We start from the raw sequence: 18,421 nt of genomic DNA, 5'->3' as shown, positions 1-18,421 counted from the left end.
CATGGTCGCAGCGGCGGCGCGCAGCTCATCTCCCATCAGAGCGGTCGACCCGAGTGGCTGGTCACGGCGGATGTCTCAGGAGGTTCAGCGCCGGGCGGGAATCAGCGTCTTGAGCTGAACGTCGAGGTCTGCGGCGACCGTGCGCGGCACGGAGGCGCCGCCCTCGAGGATCTTGCGGACGGCCATGTAGTCGCGGGGCGCGTTTATCGAGTCGATGGCGATGAGCCGGTCGCCGCGGTAGTACAGGGCGGAGAACTGCTGGCTTTCCGGCTCGCCGCGCAGCACCACGTCGTCGTAACCGAAGCTCAGGCCGGCGATTTGGAGCTTGATGTCGCCCTGGTCCGACCAGAACCACGGGACGACGGACAGCGGGTCATGGACGCCGACGAGGGTCGCTGCGGCGGCACGGCCCTGGGCGATCGCGTTGGCGACGGACTCGATGCGCAGCAGCCCGTTCTCTGCTCGCAGCGCGGTGCAGTCACCGGCGGCCACGACCCCGGGCAGGCTCGTGCGGGCATGGGCGTCGATGACGATGCCGCCCGATGACACCTCGAGGCCCAGCTGCTCGGCCAGCGCGGTGTGCGCGACGAGGCCGATACCGACCAGCACGACGTCGGCGGGGAGGCTGGTCCCGTCGGAGAGCTCGACCGAGGAGACGGTGCCGGAGCCGAGGAACCCGACGACGCCGGTGTCGAGGAGGACCCGTACGCCGCGCTGCTCGTGCGCGTCGAGGTAGAACTGCGAGACTACCGGGGCGACCGCGCGTGCCATCAGCCGCTCGAGGGCCTCGACGACGACCACCTCCTTGCCGAGGCTGTTGGCGACGGCCGCGACCTCCAGTCCGACGAAGCCGCCGCCGACGACGACGACTCGTCGCGCGTCGTCGAGGCTGGCGCGCAGCGCCGCGGCGTCGGAGAGGTCGCGCAGGTAGAACACGTTGCCGAGGTCGGCGCCCGGAACGTCGAGCCGGCGCGGCGTGCCTCCGACCGTGAGGGCGAGCTGGTCGAAGTCGAAGGTCCGGCCCGTCGCACTGACCGCACGACCCCCGGACGCGCCGAACTCGACGCGGTCGATCCACTCGCCTGTGACGACGCCGATGCCGTGGTCGGCGTAGTAGTCCGCCGAACGGAGCAGGAGCGACTCCGCCTCGGCCTTGCCCGACAGGTAGGACTTCGACAGTGGCGGGCGCTGGTAGGGGAGGTGCTCCTCCGCGCCCACCAGCGTGATGGGACACGTCGCTCCTAACTCGCGCAGCGACGCGGCGAGCTGGGCGCCAGCCTGGCTGGCTCCGACGATCAGGACTCCGGGATCCGTCATGTGCGCTCCTCGTGATGGTCAGACCATTAAACCATGAGACCGATGAACGTAGTTAGTACGCAGTGCGTACTATCGCGCCATGGCATCACACGGACCCGAGGAGGTCGACGCTCTCCGTCTCGCGGTCGTCCGGCTCGAGCGCAAGCTGCGCAAGAGCGCCGGGACTGGCGAGGTCACCCCGTCGCAGTTCTCGGCGCTCTTCGCGCTGGATCGGCACGGGCCCTTCCGGCTCGGCGAGCTCGGCCGACGCGAGCAGATCGGCAAGTCGACCGTCACCCGCCTGGTAGTGACGCTGGAGAGCAAGGGCCTGGTCAGCCGCACCGTCGACGAGCTCGACGCGCGCAGCAGCATCGTCGCGATCACCGACGCCGGCCGCCGTCTGCTGGTCCGCCTCGCCGAGCGGTCGAACGACTACCTGCGCAACCGGGTGGCCGAGCTAGACCCGGCCGAGGCCGACCGGCTCTTCGACGCCGTCGGTGCGCTGGCCAAGCTCGGTGCTGCGCGGTGAGCGGATACCTGTCGGCGACGTTCAGGTCCATGCGGCACCGGGCCTACCGGCTGTACTTCACCGGTCAGATCGTCTCGACGGTCGGGACCTGGGCGCAGAAGGTCGCCCAGGCCTGGCTGGTCCTCGAACTCACCGGGTCGGGCACCCTGCTCGGGGTCACCGTCGGCCTGCAGCAGGCCCCGACCCTCTTCCTGACGCCGTGGGCCGGGATCATCGCCGACCGGATCGATCGGCGACGGATGCTGCTCTGTACCAATTGGGCGGCCGCGGTGCCGGCGGCGGCCATGGGTGTCCTGGTGCTGCTCGACCGGGCCGCCGTCCCCGCGATCATGCTGCTCGCTGTGCTGATCGGCATCGTCGAGGCCTTCGACAAGCCGGTGCGCCACACCTTCGCCGCCGACATCGTCCCGACGGAGGACGTCACCAACGCGGTCGCGCTGAACGCGACCATGTTCAACGCGGGCAAGGTGCTCGGGCCGGCCGCGGCAGGCGTGGCGATCGGCTCGGCCGGCCTTGCGGTGACCTTCCTCTTCAACGTCTTCTCCTTCCTCGTCATGATCGTGGCTCTCACCCGGATCCGACCCGACGAGATCCGGCCGCGCGACATCCGCCCGAAGGAACGCGGCGCGCTGCGGGAGGGCGTCGACTACGCCCGTCGTACGCCGGTGATCGCCACGGCCCTGGTGCTGATGACTGTCACTGGTCTTGTCGCCTACGAGTGGAACACCGCGGTGCCGTTGCTGGCTCGGGAGTTCTCCCCGGACGCCGCGATGATCGGCTACTTCTTCGCCGCGATGGGTGCGGGTGCGATCGCCGGCAGCCTGTCCCTCGCCGGGATCCTGGTCGCGGCGCCGCGGGCGTTCCTAGGTGCGGCGACAGCGTTCGCGGCGGCACTGGGAGTCGTCTCGCTGGCACCCTCGACGTGGGCAGCGCTGGTGGCGATGTTCGTGCTCGGGGCCGTCGCCACCACGTTCCGTGCGCTGGCGACCTCGCTCGTCCAGCTGGAGTCTGAAGCGGTGGTGCGCGGCCGGGTGGTCTCACTGCTGATCATGGCGATCAACGGCACCTCACCCATTAGTGGGCCACTCATCGGGTGGATGTCGCAGACCTACGGCGCCAGGGTCGCCATCGGCACCGGTGCCGCGATCTCGCTGCTCGCGGCGCTCGCGAGCTGGCGCTACCTGGCACAGGCGGTGCCGGAGCGGTTCGCGGTTCCCGAACGCGCCGACCGCACGCATGTCTGATGCTGGCGGGGCCTGCCGTTCGCCGCCGGCACAGCCGGTGATGTCCCTTGACACCTGCGGCGCATGGTGAGGTTGCGACGCAGAACCCTGGCTCGCCCATGGTCTGGCTCCGGACCTCAAGGCAGTCCGTGTCGCCAACTACATCAAGACCCCGCGCCGCGATCTGTTGAACGTCTCGGAGGCCTCAGGGGTCGAGCACCCCAGCTTGATCGGCCCACGCGGCGTGGAGATCCTCGACAACATCGCCGAGGGCGGCTTCTCAACGGGGTGTACGCGCCGACGACACTCAGCACCCGCTGCCCGAAGTCGACCGCCCGCACGCGCACCATGTCGACGCCGGCCGGGCGCAACGCCTTCGCAACGAGAACGGGCAGCGCGTCAGGCGCCGTCATCCGTGCCGCGTGAATCGCCTCTTCGATGACACGGGCGACCAACTGCAGATGCGAAGGCTTCGACATCATTGCTGAGCCCGTCCCCTCGAACGCCCCGGTTACATGAGGCGCTCGACCGGTTCCTCGACGAGCGGAACTTCTACGGTCGGGACCTCATCGCCGGCATTCTGGCCGGCGTCCAGGGTGTGGCTGCGCTCCCGGTGCTGCTGCGCGCATCGGCCCGCGATCTCGGTGACGACCAGGACAGCTTGACCGGCGAGATCATCGACCTATTGCGTATGAACAAGGCAGCCGCGCGTCGCACGGTGCTGGACCTGGCCACTGGTGGCACCCCGGAACTACGCCGGGCAGGGCTGTGGGCGCTTGGATTCGTGGTCGAAGCGCAGGATGTCGAACTGCTGGCCGCAGCCGCGGCCGACGCCGACCCGCGGGTCAGGTCCGTGGCGATCGGTTCGATTCCCAACCCTGCTGGCAATGGCCGAGGATTCCAGGTGCTCGTCGTGGCGCTGCGTGACCTCGACGATCAGGTACGCATTTCGGCTGTCAGCAGGCTCGGCTACACCGGCCGGGCCGACGCGGTTGCGCCACTCGCCGCCCTCGCCCCGGACCCCGTGCCGCGGGTGCGGTCCATGGTCGCGGACGCACTCGGCCAGCTCCGCAAGGTCGAGGCAACCCCGGCGTTGCTGCGGCTGCGACACGACCCCGATCGGCACGTCCGCGAGAACGCCCTCGAAGCCCTTGGCTCAGTCGGCGGGGCGGCTGCGGTCGACGTGTTGCTGCTGATCGCCGGCGATGAGGATCCGCTGCTGCGAGCCCAGGCCGCGCGGGCGCTCGGCAGGGCGGTGGACTCGGATCCGCGGTGGTTTCGGTAGCGGGGCCTTCGCGGTGTTTGCGGAGTTCTCGGTACAGCGTGGAGCGGCTGATGCCGAGGCCGGCGGCGACTTGCTCGGGGATCGCACCGTCCTTGATCCGCCGGGCGGCTCCGGCTGGAGCGTGCCGTCGGCGCCCGCGCGGCCAAGCAGGCCCGCGGCCTGCCGACCGGGCGCCCGGCGAAGCTCCCGGGCGACGAGGTGTGAACGACGCGAAACCACGTTGCACGTTCACGACGTCGCCACCGTGGGGGGGCCAACCCGACCCGATTCAGTGCACCCCATGATCCGAACTCTCCGCACCCTGGGCCGCGTCACGCGGCCCTCGCCCTCCCTCTGCTCACCCCGCTGCCGGCGTACGCCGCCGTGCCGGACTCCCTACCGGCGCAGGCGGCGCCGGCGGCCGACCACGTGATCTTCATCGGCCTCGACGGCTTCGACTACGACTACCTGGGCGAGGTGCCGACGCCCAACATCGACCGGCTCGTCAAGCGTGGCAGCGTCACCGAGTCGACCGGCGTCATGCAGTCGATCACCAACCCGTCCTGGTCCTCGGTCGCGACCGGCGCCTGGCCGGAGCGGCACCTCAACACCGCCTACGTCTACGACCCGGCGTCGCACACAGCCCGTGGCCAGGAGCGCGATCTCGCGGTGCCCACCATCGCGGAGGCGGTCCGCGCCCAGGGCGGCACCGTGATGTCGTCGCAGTGGTTCATCGTGCAGAACCACGGGACGGCGTACGGCGACCCGGAGGGCATCTACACCCAGCCCGGCGGTGACTGCTCGCGTCGCGTCGACGACATCGTTAAGGTGATCAAGGGCGAGCCCGTCAAGAGCGGCGCCACCATGGTCACGGCCCCGAAGATCCCCGACCTCATCGCGGTCTACTGCGACGCGCTCGACGCGATCGGCCACGAGGGTGGCGACCACGACCCGCGGATCCCGGGCACTCTGGCGGATCTCGACGCCCAGATCGGCCGGATCGTGCAGGCCACCAAGGACGCCGACATCTTCGGCCGCACCACCTTCGTCATCACCGGCGACCACGGCATGACCACGTTCACCAAGGGCTTCGGCACGCAGGTGATCGACGCGATCGCCAAGGCCGGCTACAAGGCCGAGCTCCTCGGGACCGGCAAGACGCCCAAGCCCGACACCGACGCCGTCATCGTCGTCGGCGGCATCGGCAGCCTGCACCTGGTCGGCGCCGCGAAGAACGACCCGCAGGCGGTCGCGAAGATCAAGGCCGCGCTCGAGGCGACCCCGCACGTGAGCCAGGTGTTCGACAAGGCCGCCCAGCAGGCGATGCACATGAGCCCCCGCTTCGGTGAGCTCGTCATCGAGCCGGAGCCCGGCTGGTCGATTGGCGGCGACCCGGCGGGCGGCGTCGCCGGCCGTCACGGCGCCACGACAGAGCTGCACATCCCGCTGGTGCTCGCCGGCACCGGCGTCCTGCCCGGTGTGCACCCCGTCGACCCGCACCACGTCGACATCGCTCCGACGATCGCCGCGCTGCTCGGCATCCAGCCGCCGTCGGGCGCGCAGGGTCGGGTGCTGAGCGAGTCGATCCGCGACTGACGCCGGAGCGTCGCCGTGGCGGTGACCTCCACCGTCACGGCGACGCGTCGTCTCAGGACGTCCGCGCGGGCCACAGCGACTTCCCGTGGCTGCCGGGAACCTGGGCGAGCGACGTCTTGACATCCTCCCGGCCCTGAAGGGGCCGGGATTCCCACGGTTGCCCGTGGGGTTTCCTGTTTCATCGCCGACTGCCTTTCCGGGAGGTTTCCCTTGAGGTCTTACATCAGCTCGGCAGGCGTTTTACCTCTCCGCCAGCCCGGCGGCGAGGATGTTCTTGGCGGCGTTGATGTCCCGGTCGTGCTCGGCCCCGCAGCCCGGGCACGGCTCAGCGCGTCGATGTCCGTGAGTTAGAAGGCCTGAGACGCTCACTGGTGGCAGAACCGGGCCATCGTGAAGGGCGGGCCGGGCTGCGCGGTGGGCCGCCAGACCGGGTTCAGCGTGATCGCCAGGGCGGGTGCAAGCCAGGCATCTCCCAGCTTCTGGAGGGGGCCGAACTCGCGGCGGGGGTGGTTGACCTCGGCGCCGGCGAGGAAGCTGATCAGGACGTCGTTGGCGCTCATCCGGCCGATGATTCCCGCGTGGAAGGTCGGTACCTCGACCACAGGAATTCTGATCTTCTGGCCGGGCGGGGCCTCGGCCGCGGCCACGGTGGGCAGGAAGGCGACAACGCGTACGCCCGGGATCGGGCACAGGATCTGGAAGCGGTAGAAGGGCGCCCCGTCCAGCAGTGAGCGGACGAACGGCTCGTCGGGGGTGCTGCTGGCCCGGTTGCCGATTTTCGTCACCTGGAACATCACCCGCAGTAGCCACCCGGCTGCCAGCCCCCAACCGGTACTGGCGTCCGGCGGAGGATAGTAGGTGCGGCCGGCGCGGGTTAGCGGGCTGAACATTGCCAGCGCGTGCACCGGAGAGCCAGGCCGGTTCCGTAGGTAGGTGAGCGCCACTACCACTCCCTCGCTCTGTGCGATCAGGGCGATCGGTCGGCCGGTCCGCCGGTGTACCGCCTCGACCTGCGCGGCGAGCAGCTGTGCGCTGGACTCCAACGACCGGTGGGTGGCGTTCGGCCGGTAGGGCAGCGGGTGGCCGTGCGGGTCCAGGCCGACGTATGAGAACAGCTGGACGTTCGGGTCCGCTGCGGGCCGGCCGTCGTACGCGGAGTCGTGTCCGGCCAGCAGGATCACCGCGTAGGGAACCTGCGGCGGCAGCGGCCGGGTGAAGATCGGCGGTGTGAAGGTGTTGGCCTGGTTGCCGGGCTGGGAGAGCACCTGCGACGCCAGGGGAACGGCCAGGGCGAGCACCACGACGATCGGCACGACCGGCATCCGCGGCCACCGTACGCGCTTCTGCAGGACGGCCGCGTGCACCGTTTGCCGCCAGAGCAGGCCATTGAGCGCGCCGACGGCCGCGGTGACGAGTGGCGTCCAGACTTCCGGCGTGGTCCACACCAGCCCGCCGCCAACGGTGATCACCGCGAAGTCGAGTAGCGACCAGCCGACCAGTTCGGCCGATGGCAGTCCGCGCCACAGGCTTCGGCCCACCGACATCCGCTGCAGGAAGGGGGCGAGTATCAGCATCGGAATCAGTGAGGCGAACAGGAACCAGGACAGCGAGAGCACTGAAGCGGCGACCGCGTAGGCGGCGAACGGCAGGACGAGGACCGCCCCGAACGCGGCCACCCCGACGTTGCGCCGGAGCAGCGCCCGGCGCGGCGGCCGTGGGCTGTTCGCCGGCCAGGCCAGGCTGACGATCGCCGTGGTCAGCACTCCACGCAGCGCGATCAGGCCCAGCAGGCCGGAGCCGAACAACAGCCAGGTGTTGTGGTAGACGAGCAGCCAGCGCATGTCGTGGTAGGAGTCGTATGGCCAGACCGCAGTGCTCTGCGGCGCCAGCCCCTCGGCTGAGAGGAACCCGACCAGCACCAGCACGAGGACCTCGGCCAGCGGGACCGCCGCGGTGATCCCGAGCAGCGCCAGTAGTCGTCGGTGCGTTGGTCGCACGAGCCCTCCTCCAGTGCAGGCGGCGCTACCCCGACTCTCCCGCTTGCGGCGATCACATAGGGCTGAACGATCAGACCGGTCCGTCAGTCGCCCCTGCGGCGACCGCACCGACGACGCCGGCCCGTCGCCGGCCGAGGGGATCCGTCGGCGACGTGCCGCTGGGGTTGCTGGATGGGGCGGCAGGGGCGCGCGGGCCGCGAGGTGCGGCTACCGCGTCGTGAGGCCGAGATCGTCCTGGTCAACGTGGCATTGTCGTCGCCGCCGTCCGGCGATCAGACCTTTGCTCCGGCCAGGCCGGCCCGGCGGATGTACAGCGTCTTCTGCAGCACGACGGCCGGATTCGATGTGCAATCGGTAGACGAGGTGACCTGGTCTGTGACCGGGGCGGCCTCTCTGGGTGGCTCGCGATGAGCCGCCATCACGACGCTCTAGAAGCGCTAGACGCAAGCGCTCAGCGAGCGCAAAGCTTGTCGTTTAACCTGCCGTCCCGATGAGCTGCGAGTTTGGCTCGGGATCAGGCTGCGCACTGTGGACAGCAAGCGGCCTTGGCGTGCATGGATGTTGCTGAAAGACCGCGCAGCACCTCCTACAGGGGCTGGGCTGGCAGCCGGGACACCGCCTCGACATCCAGCCACACCGAGGGGTGCTCGTCATCGCCTCGGCAAACGATGGGTCGGCACGGGGTGGGCAGCCGAGGGCAGCTGCCCCTTCCGGCTTCCGCACGGCGGATGTGCCGGATCGGAGTCCGGCCAGCCAGTACTGCTGGCCGCTCTGGTCGCCCATGACCTGATCGTTGTGCACTCGATCAGCGCCGTCGCTCGCCTGCTCGTCGAACTGCACGCCGAGGTGGCGGGAGGCGACCATGTCTGCTGATCCCGCCACGGTTGCCGCAGCCCGGCAGGTCCTGGCCCACCTTGGCGTCACCTTGGCCGATCTGGAGTCCGACGCCGGCGTGCTGGTGTCGCTGCCGACGGTCGCGGAGTATCTGCCGCGCGTGATCGCGGCGGCGGGCCCGGGTGCGAGACGGACCTACGGCACGTACTGGGAGCGCATGGCCGCCGCGTGGGGTGATTGGCCCCTGAACCGCGTCGCGGCCAGCGACATCGAGGCGATGAAACAAGAAATGATCGCTACGGCGCGATCGCGGCGTAACAGCCGCAACGGTCGGCATGCCGGCGAGCACGTCATCGCCGCCGCCCGCGCCTTCTACTTGGCCGCGATGGTGCGGTGCCGCGCTCGCGATACCTCCCGCTGGGAGTGCACGCCCAGCAGGTCCAGCAGCGCCAGCTGTCGCGGGTTGTCGAAGTCCACCGGCCCATAGGTTTCCGGCAGCCCCCAGCGTCGCCATCCCCAGCGCGAGCAGGAGCAGGCCCGGCCCGGGGAGGGGGAACAACAGTGCGCCGGCGACCAGCTGCACCCAGCCCAGCGCGGTGAACACGGTGCGCTGGCTGAACGGGCGACCCGGGCGGGCGGAGGACCGTGGGCCCGTCACCAGCGCGAGCTCGGCCGGCCGGCCGGGGGCGGTGGCCGGCGTGCGGAACGGCGGCCCACCGGGGATCTCCCGGTGGGCCGCCTGAATCTCCGTCATGGGATCCGTGTGTGACGCAAGGTCAGTCGACGTCGGTGCCGGGCAGGGCTGCGCCCGGCACATCCTTCGGCAGGTAGATCTTGGCGTCACCCGGGTAGGGCAGGTCCCAGTTGTGGGCGCCGTACCACGTGTACCGGTTCATCAGCTCCGGGTTCGCGTAGTCGGCCTGCGCCCACTTGCCGGTGAGGCGCTGCTTCGAGGCCCACTTGTCCCACGCCTCCGAGTAGGAGACGAAGCTCGCCGGGACGGGGCCCTGGAGGGCGGCCGCGTTGGCGCCGGTCGGCGTGTCGAGGCCGCACGCGGGCGCGGTCTTGATGTTCTCGGTCAGCGAGATGTTGTTGGCCTTCGCGGTGTACGGCGTGAGGTCGGCCTTGGGCGTGAAGGCGCCGTACATCGGGGTGGCCGCGGCGACCTTCTGGTTGAGCGGCTCCGCACCCAGGATCTGCTCGATGGTGCGGACCATGTTGATCTGGGAGTAGTAGGTCGAGACCGTCTTGCCGTGGACGGCGTACGGGCTGATGACCTGGATCGGGGCCCGGTGGCCGTCGACGTGGTCAGGGCCGGCCTGGCTGTCGTCCTCGACCACGAAGATCGCGGAGTCCTTCCAGTACGGGCTGTGCGAGATCGTCTCGACGATCTTGCCCAGCGCGAGGTCGCCACCGGCGACGTTCGACCGCTGGGACACCGGACCACCGGTGTGGTCGTCGGAGAGCCACACCATGTTGAACTCCGCCGGACCGTTCTTCTGGAAGTCGTCCTTCCAGATCTGGTAGCGGTACAGGTCGGGGATCTGCATGTCGAACGGGGGTGCGGTCGGCACGGTGATGTTGTTGAGCGAGGGGATCGGCGAGCCGTAGTTGCCCTTGAGCGCGGGGCTGGTCAGCTGCGCCGGGTCGCCGCCCTGGTCGACGTTCTGCGCGGCGCAGTAGTACTGCTGCCAGGTCGAGCCGGCCGGCTTGCCGCTGGAGGAGTAGACGAACTCGCCGAAGTTCTTGGCGGAGTGGCCGGCGGCCATCACGGCGGTCCACAGGAAGCCCGAGCGCTGGTGGCCCAGCACGTCCTCCTGGGTGTCGTAGCTGCGGACGTACTCACCCGCGCTGGACTCGGTGTACTCCGGGTTGTCGCCCTGCATCAGCCAGTTGTGACCCTCGGCGGAGTTCGTGCCGACGTCGTAGGTGTTGTCGTAGAGACCGAACTGCCGCGAGAGCGCGTGGATGTTGGGCGTGACCTGCTCGCCGAACTGGGCCAGCGACGGGTCGCCGTTGCCCTCGGGCATGTCGCCGTGGACCTGGTCGTAGGTGCGGTTCTCCTTGACCAGCATGAAGACGTGCTTGATCGGCGAGGGGTCACCGATGCGCCGGGGCACGGGCAGGGGCGCCACGTTGCTGCTGCGGACGGCGCGCTTGACGTCGCTGTCCGCACCGCCCCAGCCGTTCTGCTTGAAGACCTGCGGGGTGTAGGTGTCCCTGATCTCGCTGTCGGAGGGGAGGGTGAAGCGGGTCAGCGAGGCGGTCGTGGCGTGGGTGCCGTGACCGGTCGCCGGGGTGGTGCCGAAGCCCTGGTTGTAGGTGATGGCCGGTCCCCGGGCGTCGATGCCGCGACGGTTGGCCACGACGATCTGGTCGCCGACCGAGAAGACGTCCTCGGGGTAGTAGTCGGTCGGGACGAGGCCGACGTAGCTGACCGGGTCGAGCGCGCTCTCGCCGAGCTTGTAGACGGCGATCGCGTTGGCACGGCCGAGGCTGACCAGCAGACGGCCGTTGTACACGGCGATCGCGTCGGGCTCGTAGCCGACCTCCGAGCTCTGCCAGGGCTTGGTCTCGATCGTCTGGACGACCTTGTCCGTGGTGGTGTCGACCACCGAGATGGTGTCGTCGTTGGTGTTGGCCACGTAGAGCGCGCTGCCCTCGAGGTGCATGTCGGTCGGGTGGAGACCGACCTCGATCTGGCCGATGGGCGCCGCGGCGTTGGCCGTGTCGATGACGCTGAGGACACCAGTGGTCGAGGTGCCGAGCACCGGGTCCGCCGGGACGTTGGTGCCGTAGGACTTGATGGTGTCCTCACCCGGCTGAGCCAGGCGGCCGCCCTCGTCGCTGACGTAGAGCTTGGTGCCGACGAACTTCAGCTGACGCGGCGCGATGCCGACGGGGTAGGTCGCCTTGATGGTGCCCGCGACCGGGTCGATCGCGACGACGGTGTTCTGGCCGTTGACGGCGGCGTACAGCGTGCTGCCGTCGGGCGAGAACGTCATGCCGGCGGTGAGCGCCTGACGGGTGGGGCCGGTCAGGTTGGGGATGGCGATCTTGGTGCCGGCCGCCAGGGTGCCGTCGGCGTTGACCGGGAACCGGGTGATGCCGGTCGCGTTCGGCATGAAGAGGAACTTGCCGTCGGGGGAGTAGAGGGGGCTCTCCTGGCCGACGGTGTTGTCGGAGGGACGCAGGTTGGCGCCTGAGGCGGTGCCCGCGCGGAAGATCAGCTGGTAGGTCTCCAGGTCGAAGATCTGCAGCGAGATCGACCGGTCGTTGGCGGTCGCGGCCAGGAAGCGGCCGTCGGGGCTGATCGTGGAGCCCATGAACTTGCCGTAGTTGGTCACGAGCCGCTCGCCGAGCGGCTTGATGATCTGGTTGGAGGAGATCTGTAGGCCGTCGGTGTACTCCTCGCCGACCAGGTTCTTGCCGAAACCCCTGGTGGAACCGTAGGCAACACCACCCGTGATCGTGACCGCGAGGGCCACGCCGCCGGCCACGAGGCCGGTGGGCAACGAGCGCAGGAGGCGACGACGAGGCCGCTTCACGACGCGGTTGCGCCTTACATTCATCTGGTTTCCCTTCACTTTGTAGTTGCCAGCAGGTCGACGACTCCGTCGAACTGCCACAGCGGGTTCGGTCGGTCGCCCAGGGGGGTGGCGACCTGGAAGAACCCGTTGACCTCCTTCGGCCCGTCGCCGTCGGCGACGTACCGTCCGTCCGCGGTCACGTCGAGCTGGTAGATCGCGTTGCCGGTCGCGGTCGCACCAGGGAGGGTCCACGTCACGACGCAGCGCCAGTCGGCGCCCGGACCGTGGTCCTCGACGCGCTCCCCGGCCTTGTCGCACTTGGCCGTGGCGTGGAGCTGCTCCTTGGTGACCGCCTGCCGGTTGAGCTGCTCGGTCTGCAGGACGTACAGGTGCGAGAACGACGTCGCCAGCGAGGCCTCGAGCTTGGGCCGCTCGATGCCCGTGCCGTTGGCACCCGTGGTCACGGCGACGACCACGGTCGTGACCGCGGCCAGGCCCGCCAGCGGGGCCAGACCCGCGACCAGGAAGCGGCGGCCCATGCCGTCGTAGGCCAGGTCGGTGAAGTCGCGACGCACGAAGAGCCGGTAGGCGAGGTAGGTGGCCAGGGCCGTCCAGGCCAGGCTGACGGCGAGCCCGATCCACAGCGACCCGAGCTGACCTGGGGCCGTGAAGAGGCCGCGGTAGGTAATGAAGGCGTTCATCGGCGTCGCCACCCGGAGCGCCACCGGGACCGGCATCAGCTGGACACCTTCGAGGATGAGCGCGATGACCACCGGCATCAGTAGGCCCAGCGGGGAGCGCCCCAGCGCGACCGACCCGAGCAGGCCGACCGCGGAGAAGGCGAGCGTGGACGGGACGATGGCCAGCCAGCCGAGGAGGACCGTCCGGGTGAGCTCACCGGAGTCCATGATGTGCCCGTCCAGTCCCGGCATCGGCTGGGTGCCGAGCGCCAGCAGGCCGCCGGCCAGCGACGACACGAGGAGTGCGGCGAGAAGCGCCAGGGTGACAGTGAGCGCGGCCATCGCCTTGGACACGAAGATCCGGCGCGGCGAGCGCACCGCGACCATCAGGTGCCGCCACGTGCCGAGCCGGTCCTCGACGGCGAAGACGTCACCGGCCACGAGACAGGTGAGCAGGGGCAGCACCAACGTGCCCATGACGTCGAGGATGACCAGGGAGCCCGCCCAGCCGGACTGGTTCATCCAGCGGCCGTAGACCGCGTCGGCGGGAAGGGAGGTCTGCTGGCTGATCACCGCCGTGTAGATGGCCGGGGCGAGCAGGCACGCCAGGAAGACCAGCCGGACGCGCCACTGCGAGACCAGCTTGACCAGCTCGAACGTGTAGCAGCGGCTCACCGCCACGGGCTGTGGCTGCGTGCGGACGGGGGCATCGACGATGGCCGCGGTCATCGGGAGGTCTCCTGGAGGTCGGGGGTGGAGCCAGGGCTGATGCCGGCGTCTGGGCCGGGGTCGGTGTCGGCGTCGGCGCCGGTGAGCGCCAGGAAAGCGGCCTCCAGAGGGGGCACAACGGGGCCGAGCTCGCGGATCGCGATGCCCGCGCCGACGAGCCGGGCGACCAGGTCGTCGAGGGCCGGCTCCGGGCCCCGCACGACGACCGACTGGTCGTCGTACTGCGACTGCGACTTCCGGCCCGCGACCTGGCTCAGGCCCGGGATGTCGGCGGCGAGCCGGCGTGCGCCGTCGGCGTCGGTCGTGACGAGCCGGTAGTCGAGCTCGCCGCTCTCCGTGGCCAGCTTGTGCACCGGGCCCGAGAAGACGACCCGGCCGGTGGACAGCAGGGTGACGTCGTCACAGAGCGCCGCGAGGTCGTCCATGCGGTGACTGGAGAGGACCACGGTGCCGCCGGCCTCGGCGAGGTCGGTGAGGACCTGGTGGACCTGTCGCTTGCCGGCGGGGTCGAGGCCGTTGGCCGGCTCGTCGAGGACCAGCAGACGCGGCTCGCCGAGCAGGGCGGCGGCCAGCCCGAGGCGCTGCCGCATGCCGAGCGAGAAACCGCGGACGCTGTCACCCGCCACCTCGGTGAGCCCGACCCGGTCGAGCAGCTCGTCGACGTCGGCGGAGCGGCCGGCGCCGCTCCGCAGGGAGACCAGGGCCGCAAGGTTCTGGCGCGCCGTCAGCTCGGGATACAGACCGGGGCCGTCCACGAAGCCCGCGACGCCGCCGGGCACCGACAGGATGCGCCCGACCGGTGAGCCGAGGATCTCCAGCGAGCCGCCGTCGGCCACCGCCAGGCCCAGCAGCATGCCCAGGAGAGTGGTCTTGCCGGCGCCGTTGGGCCCGACAAGCCCGTGGATCTGCCCCTCGGGGAGGTCAAGATCGACCCCGTCGAGGGCGATGACATCGCCGAAGGTCTTGGTGATGCCGCGCGCACGAACGGCAGCAGCTGGTTGCATCGGGGTCTCGTCCCATCCGGCCGCGAGCAGCCAAAAACAGTTGCCAACTCCAACTTCCTTCGACGGCGAACCTAAGGAGCCCAGACGACCTGACCCGATCGATTTGCTGAACGTATTGCAAACGTCCAACCAAACGCCTAGGAGGTCGCGCAAATAGGTCAGACGGGCTGCCCGACATCGATGCGAGCAGGTCATCGAGTGTCTCCCGTAGCGGCTGCAGGTCGAGGGTGTGGTTCGCGATGGCCTCCTGCACCCAACATCACCGCTAGAGCACGAGCAGTTCGGCCAGGTCGTCAGGTCGGGCAGCGGTCAGCCTCAGTCCCTCGACGGGCCCGGAAGTGCTGGTGTCTTTCCGGCGCCTGCTGATAGCGCTGCCGGCACGGCTCGGCCGGGACCTGGCCCGCGACTCGGGGCTGTCACCGGCGGACTACGAGGTGCTGAGCACCCTGTCGGAGGAGCCAAACCGTAGGTGGGCGCTCAAGGACCTCGCCGCCAAGATGGAGTGGTCGCGCAGCCGGCTGTCCCACCACGCGGCCCGCATGCAGGGCCGGGGACTCATCGACAAGGAGCCCGATCCGCAGGACGCGCGGGGCTGCATCCTGCACCTGACCGACGACGGCTTCAGGATGCTGGAGGAAGCCGACCCGCACCATGTCGTCTCCGTAGGCGCCTGCTCGGTATGGCTTGCCCGGACCGTTCCGGCCGGGTGACCGAACGCGGGCTGCTGCGCGCGCTGGGCTGGACCCGGGTCACCGCATCAGCATCGATCCGCACGCCGGGATGCTGGTCGTCGCCTCGGCGCTGGCCGGGCCGCACGTGGTGGGCAGCCGGGGGGAGCTGCCGCTACCGGCCAGCGCACGGCAGATGTGCGCCATCGCGGCTGGGCAGCCGCTGCTGCTCGCCGCCCTGGTCGCCCATGACCTGCTGGTGATCCACCCGGCCAGGACCGTCGCGCGGCTGCTGGCCGACCTGCATGCCCAGGTGATCGGAGTCCCCAATGACAGCTGATCCTGCCCGTGTCGCCGCCGCCCGGCAGCTGCTGGCTCACCTCGGTGTCACCCTCGCCGATCTGCAGGCCGACTCCGGTCTACGCCTGCCGACCCGTCGGCCAAGCCCGCACGTTCCGGGCAGGCGGGGCTCAGGTTGACGCGAGGGTGGCCGCGGTCGAGCGCGCGGCGCGGAGTACGGCGTTCACGCTGGCGGTGAGGACCGACCGGTCTCGCCCTGCGGCCCAGTGGGGGCCGCAGCTGTTGCGGTATTCGATGAGGGTCAGCGCTTCGCTGTCGCTCCCAGTCGTGAGCGAGGACTGGTGGAGGGAGAGGATCTCGACGCCGATGTGCTGCTCCTCGAGCAACTGGGTGGTGGCTTCGACGGGGCCGATGTCGTCGTAGATGCCCTTGTGCTCGACTCCGTCGATGCGCAGGCTGACGGTCGTACGTCTGATGCCGTCGTGGCTCACGGATTCGAGGTCGACCAGCTCGATCCCATCGGCGTCGGAGGTCAGGTAAACGGATTCGAACAGCTCGAGCAGCTGTGGTGGCTCGATCTCGAGCCCGGTGGTGTCGGTACGTTCCTGAACTCGGCGGGCGAAGTCGATCTGGAGACGGCGGGGCAGCTCGATCCCGAACTCGGTCTCCAGCAGGTAGGCGATGCCGCCCTTGCCGGACTGGGAGTTGACGCGGATGACCGCGTCGTAGTTCCGCCCGATGTCAGCGGGGTCGATGGGCAGGTAGGGCACCCGCCACTCGATGTCTCGCTCCGGGCGGTTCTCGGCTGCTGCGCGGTTGCGGTGTTCGGCGAAGCCCTTCTTGATCGCGTCCTGGTGGGTGCCGCTGAACGCGGTGTGCACGAGGTCGCCGACGTAAGGGTGCCGCGAATGCACTTCGATGCGGTTGCAGTACTCGACGGTGCGGCGGATCTCGTCGATGTCGGAGAAGTCGATCATCGGGTCGACCCCTTGGGCGTGCAGGTTCAGAGCCAGGGCGGCGATGTCGACGTTGCCGGTGCGCTCTCCGTTGCCGAAGATGCATCCCTCAACGCGCTGCGCGCCCGCGAGGACGGCTAGCTCGGCGCAGGCGATGCCGGTACCGCGGTCGTTATGGGGGTGGACCGAGAGGATCACCGCGTCGCGTCGGGCGACATGTTTGTGTATGTGCTCGATCTGGTCGGCGTACACGTTGGGGGTGGCGATCTCGATGGTGGCCGGCAGGTTGAGGATCACCGGACGCTCCGGAGTCGCGTCCCACAGCTCGGTCATGGCGTCACAGACCTCGATGACGTACTCGGGCTCGGTGAGGTTGAAGACCTCCGGGGAGAACTCGAACCGTACGTTCGGCAGGTGACCCGCGAGATCGAGCACATCGCGGCCACCGGCGAGGATCAGCTCACGCAGTTCGTCGCGCCCCTTGTCGAGCACAACGTCGCGCCAGGTCGGAGCGGTCGCGGTGTACATGTGGATGACGACCGGGTTGGGGATGCCGCGAATCGAGTCGACGGTCCGCTCGATCAGGTCGCGGCGGGCCGGGGTGAAGACCACGATCGTGACATCGTCAGGGGCGATATCCGACTGTGCGATGAGACGCACGAAGTCGAAGTCCGTTTGTGACGCCGAGGGGTAGCCGATCTCGATCTCCTTGTACCCCATCGCGACCATCAGCTCGAAGAACCGGCGCTTGCGGGCAGGGTCCATCGGCTCGGGCAGGGCCTGGTTGCCGTCACGCAGGTCGACCGGGACCCACAAGGGCGCCTGGGTCAGGCGGCGGCTGGGCCAGTCGCGTTCGGTGAGTGGGACCTCGACCCGCGTGTAGACGTCGCGGTAGCGGTGCGAAGGCATCTGGGAGGCGCGCTGGCGGTTCCATGCGGGTGCGTCAGACGGGACCGGCCCTGCTGGCGTGCTGATGCCGGGAAATGTGGACATGCTGCGGTTCCTTCTCCTGGTTGGGTGAACCGGCGCGTTCGTCGACTCCACGGAGGGGAGCCGGTTCGACTAGGCCCCGCCGTGGCGGCGAAGGAGAAGTACCTGCGGGATCAGCACGCCATCACGTTAACACAACTCCTCGGACAAGTAGACAGGCAGACAGGTAGGATGTTCGTCATGCACGACGAACGGGCCAATGCTGCCTCCGAAGTTCCGCGACTTCGCGTCTTCGTCGCGGGCGCGACCGGAGCGATCGGATCTCGCCTTCTACCGTTGCTCACCCAGGCGGCCACACGGTGGCGGGAATGACCCGTACCGCAGCGAAGGCCGAGCTGGTCCAGGCGCTCGGTGCGCAGCCGGTGCTGTGCGATGTCTACGATGCAGCGGCGCTCACGACTGCCACAAGCGACTTCCGACCCGACCTCATCCTTCACGAGCTCACCGAGCTCCCCGACACCGTCGAGGAACTGCCGGTACGGCGGACCGACAACCCACGCATCCGCATCGCCGGGACACGCAATCTCATCGCTGCCGCCACCGCCGCTGACTGCGGGCGACTCTTCGCGCAGAGCGTCGCCTGGGAACTGCCACCCTGCGACGGTGCCAACGCGGTCCGGGCTCTCGAGGACGCCGTTCTCGGCTTCGGCGGCGTGGTGCTGCGATACGGCCAGTCCTACGGACCCGGGACCTTCTACCCCAACGTCCCGCCGGTCGGCCCGCCCATCATCCACATCGATGCCGCCGCTGAACGCACGATCGTCGCACTGGATCGGCCTACCGGCATCCTCACGATCACCGACAACACCGCCACGTCGGACTGAG

General features: G+C 69.5%; 14 protein-coding genes and 1 pseudogene. 8 read left to right on the top strand and 7 right to left on the bottom strand.

Annotated elements, in window-relative coordinates:
- Positions 1-84: 84 nt before the first annotated feature.
- On the bottom strand, positions 85-1,317 hold the full coding sequence (locus ACGF4F_RS34465; protein ID WP_357444241.1) for an FAD-dependent oxidoreductase: 1,233 nt from the start codon (positions 1,315-1,317) through the stop codon (positions 85-87).
- 79 nt (positions 1,318-1,396) lie between these two features.
- Here ACGF4F_RS34465 and ACGF4F_RS34460 point away from each other — a divergent pair, with 79 nt between their 5' ends.
- From ACGF4F_RS34460 to ACGF4F_RS34445, 4 genes are all read left to right on the top strand, one after another.
- Entirely contained in the window at positions 1,397-1,825 is a 429-nt protein-coding gene (locus ACGF4F_RS34460; RefSeq protein WP_357444244.1) for a MarR family transcriptional regulator, read from the top strand.
- Positions 1,822-3,069, top strand: coding sequence for an MFS transporter (locus ACGF4F_RS34455; protein WP_357444247.1), 1,248 nt, complete (start codon positions 1,822-1,824; stop codon positions 3,067-3,069). Before ACGF4F_RS34460 ends, ACGF4F_RS34455 begins: the two co-directional genes overlap by 4 nt.
- A 592-nt stretch (positions 3,070-3,661) precedes the next feature.
- Positions 3,662-4,333: a HEAT repeat domain-containing protein gene (locus tag ACGF4F_RS34450; RefSeq protein ID WP_393084327.1), complete on the top strand. Its 672-nt coding sequence runs from the start codon at positions 3,662-3,664 to the stop codon at positions 4,331-4,333.
- A gap of 363 nt (positions 4,334-4,696) precedes the next feature.
- Positions 4,697-5,908, top strand: a complete 1,212-nt coding sequence (locus ACGF4F_RS34445) for an alkaline phosphatase family protein (RefSeq protein ID WP_393084324.1) — start codon at positions 4,697-4,699, stop codon at positions 5,906-5,908.
- A gap of 365 nt (positions 5,909-6,273) precedes the next feature.
- Here ACGF4F_RS34445 and ACGF4F_RS34440 read toward each other — a convergent pair whose 3' ends face one another.
- A complete protein-coding gene (locus ACGF4F_RS34440; protein ID WP_393084321.1) occupies positions 6,274-7,905 on the bottom strand; it encodes a hypothetical protein in 1,632 nt (543 codons plus the stop codon).
- Between the two features lie 862 nt (positions 7,906-8,767).
- Here ACGF4F_RS34440 and ACGF4F_RS34435 point away from each other — a divergent pair.
- The gene (locus tag ACGF4F_RS34435; RefSeq protein WP_393084393.1) at positions 8,768-9,226 is read left to right on the top strand and encodes an integrase; all 459 of its coding nucleotides are present in this window, start codon (positions 8,768-8,770) and stop codon (positions 9,224-9,226) included.
- A gap of 24 nt (positions 9,227-9,250) precedes the next feature.
- Here ACGF4F_RS34435 and ACGF4F_RS34430 read toward each other — a convergent pair.
- From ACGF4F_RS34430 to ACGF4F_RS34415, 4 genes and pseudogenes are all read right to left on the bottom strand, one after another.
- Positions 9,251-9,493 (bottom strand): annotated as a pseudogene (locus ACGF4F_RS34430) (PGPGW domain-containing protein); the annotation flags it as partial.
- A 22-nt stretch (positions 9,494-9,515) separates the two neighbouring features.
- Positions 9,516-12,287, bottom strand: coding sequence for a bifunctional YncE family protein/alkaline phosphatase family protein (locus ACGF4F_RS34425; protein ID WP_393084318.1), 2,772 nt, complete (start codon positions 12,285-12,287; stop codon positions 9,516-9,518).
- 35 nt (positions 12,288-12,322) lie between these two features.
- The gene (locus ACGF4F_RS34420) at positions 12,323-13,678 is read right to left on the bottom strand and encodes an ABC transporter permease (protein ID WP_393084315.1); all 1,356 of its coding nucleotides are present in this window, start codon (positions 13,676-13,678) and stop codon (positions 12,323-12,325) included.
- Complete coding sequence (locus tag ACGF4F_RS34415; protein WP_393084312.1) at positions 13,675-14,682, bottom strand: ABC transporter ATP-binding protein; 1,008 nt, start codon at positions 14,680-14,682, stop codon at positions 13,675-13,677. Before ACGF4F_RS34415 ends, ACGF4F_RS34420 begins: the two co-directional genes overlap by 4 nt.
- A 344-nt stretch (positions 14,683-15,026) precedes the next feature.
- Between ACGF4F_RS34415 and ACGF4F_RS34410 the strand changes: the two genes are divergently transcribed.
- Positions 15,027-15,392, top strand: coding sequence for a MarR family winged helix-turn-helix transcriptional regulator (locus ACGF4F_RS34410; protein ID WP_393084309.1), 366 nt, complete (start codon positions 15,027-15,029; stop codon positions 15,390-15,392).
- A gap of 70 nt (positions 15,393-15,462) precedes the next feature.
- Positions 15,463-15,690, top strand: a complete 228-nt coding sequence (locus tag ACGF4F_RS34405) for a hypothetical protein (RefSeq protein WP_393084306.1) — start codon at positions 15,463-15,465, stop codon at positions 15,688-15,690.
- 130 nt (positions 15,691-15,820) lie between these two features.
- On the opposite strand, the gene ACGF4F_RS34400 is transcribed toward ACGF4F_RS34405, so the two are convergent.
- Positions 15,821-17,515 (bottom strand): 2-isopropylmalate synthase, encoded by a 1,695-nt coding sequence (locus ACGF4F_RS34400; RefSeq protein WP_393084303.1) that lies wholly within the window; start codon positions 17,513-17,515, stop codon positions 15,821-15,823.
- Between the two features lie 380 nt (positions 17,516-17,895).
- On the opposite strand from ACGF4F_RS34400, the gene ACGF4F_RS34395 reads away from it, so the two are divergent.
- Positions 17,896-18,420, top strand: a complete 525-nt coding sequence (locus tag ACGF4F_RS34395) for an epimerase (protein WP_393084300.1) — start codon at positions 17,896-17,898, stop codon at positions 18,418-18,420.
- Position 18,421 lies beyond the last annotated feature (1 nt).

The sequence above is a fragment of the Micromonospora sp. NPDC047740 genome (genome assembly GCF_043204735.1).
Taxonomy (GTDB): domain Bacteria; phylum Actinomycetota; class Actinomycetes; order Mycobacteriales; family Micromonosporaceae; genus Micromonospora.
Note: the sequence above shows the minus strand (reverse complement) of the source record. Positions and strands in the feature narration are given on the sequence as shown.

What these genes read in the sequence shown, in the direction of transcription:
- ACGF4F_RS34405 (WP_393084306.1), top strand. Translation starts at nt 15,463, where the DNA reads ATGCTGGTCGTCGCCTCGGCGCTGGCCGGGCCGCACGTGGTGGGCAGC.
- ACGF4F_RS34435 (WP_393084393.1), top strand. Translation starts at nt 8,768, where the DNA reads ATGTCTGCTGATCCCGCCACGGTTGCCGCAGCCCGGCAGGTCCTGGCC.
- ACGF4F_RS34415 (WP_393084312.1), bottom strand. Translation starts at nt 14,682, where the DNA reads ATGCAACCAGCTGCTGCCGTTCGTGCGCGCGGCATCACCAAGACCTTC.
- ACGF4F_RS34465 (WP_357444241.1), bottom strand. Translation starts at nt 1,317, where the DNA reads ATGACGGATCCCGGAGTCCTGATCGTCGGAGCCAGCCAGGCTGGCGCC.
- ACGF4F_RS34400 (WP_393084303.1), bottom strand. Translation starts at nt 17,515, where the DNA reads ATGCCTTCGCACCGCTACCGCGACGTCTACACGCGGGTCGAGGTCCCA.
- ACGF4F_RS34460 (WP_357444244.1), top strand. Translation starts at nt 1,397, where the DNA reads ATGGCATCACACGGACCCGAGGAGGTCGACGCTCTCCGTCTCGCGGTC.
- ACGF4F_RS34420 (WP_393084315.1), bottom strand. Translation starts at nt 13,678, where the DNA reads ATGACCGCGGCCATCGTCGATGCCCCCGTCCGCACGCAGCCACAGCCC.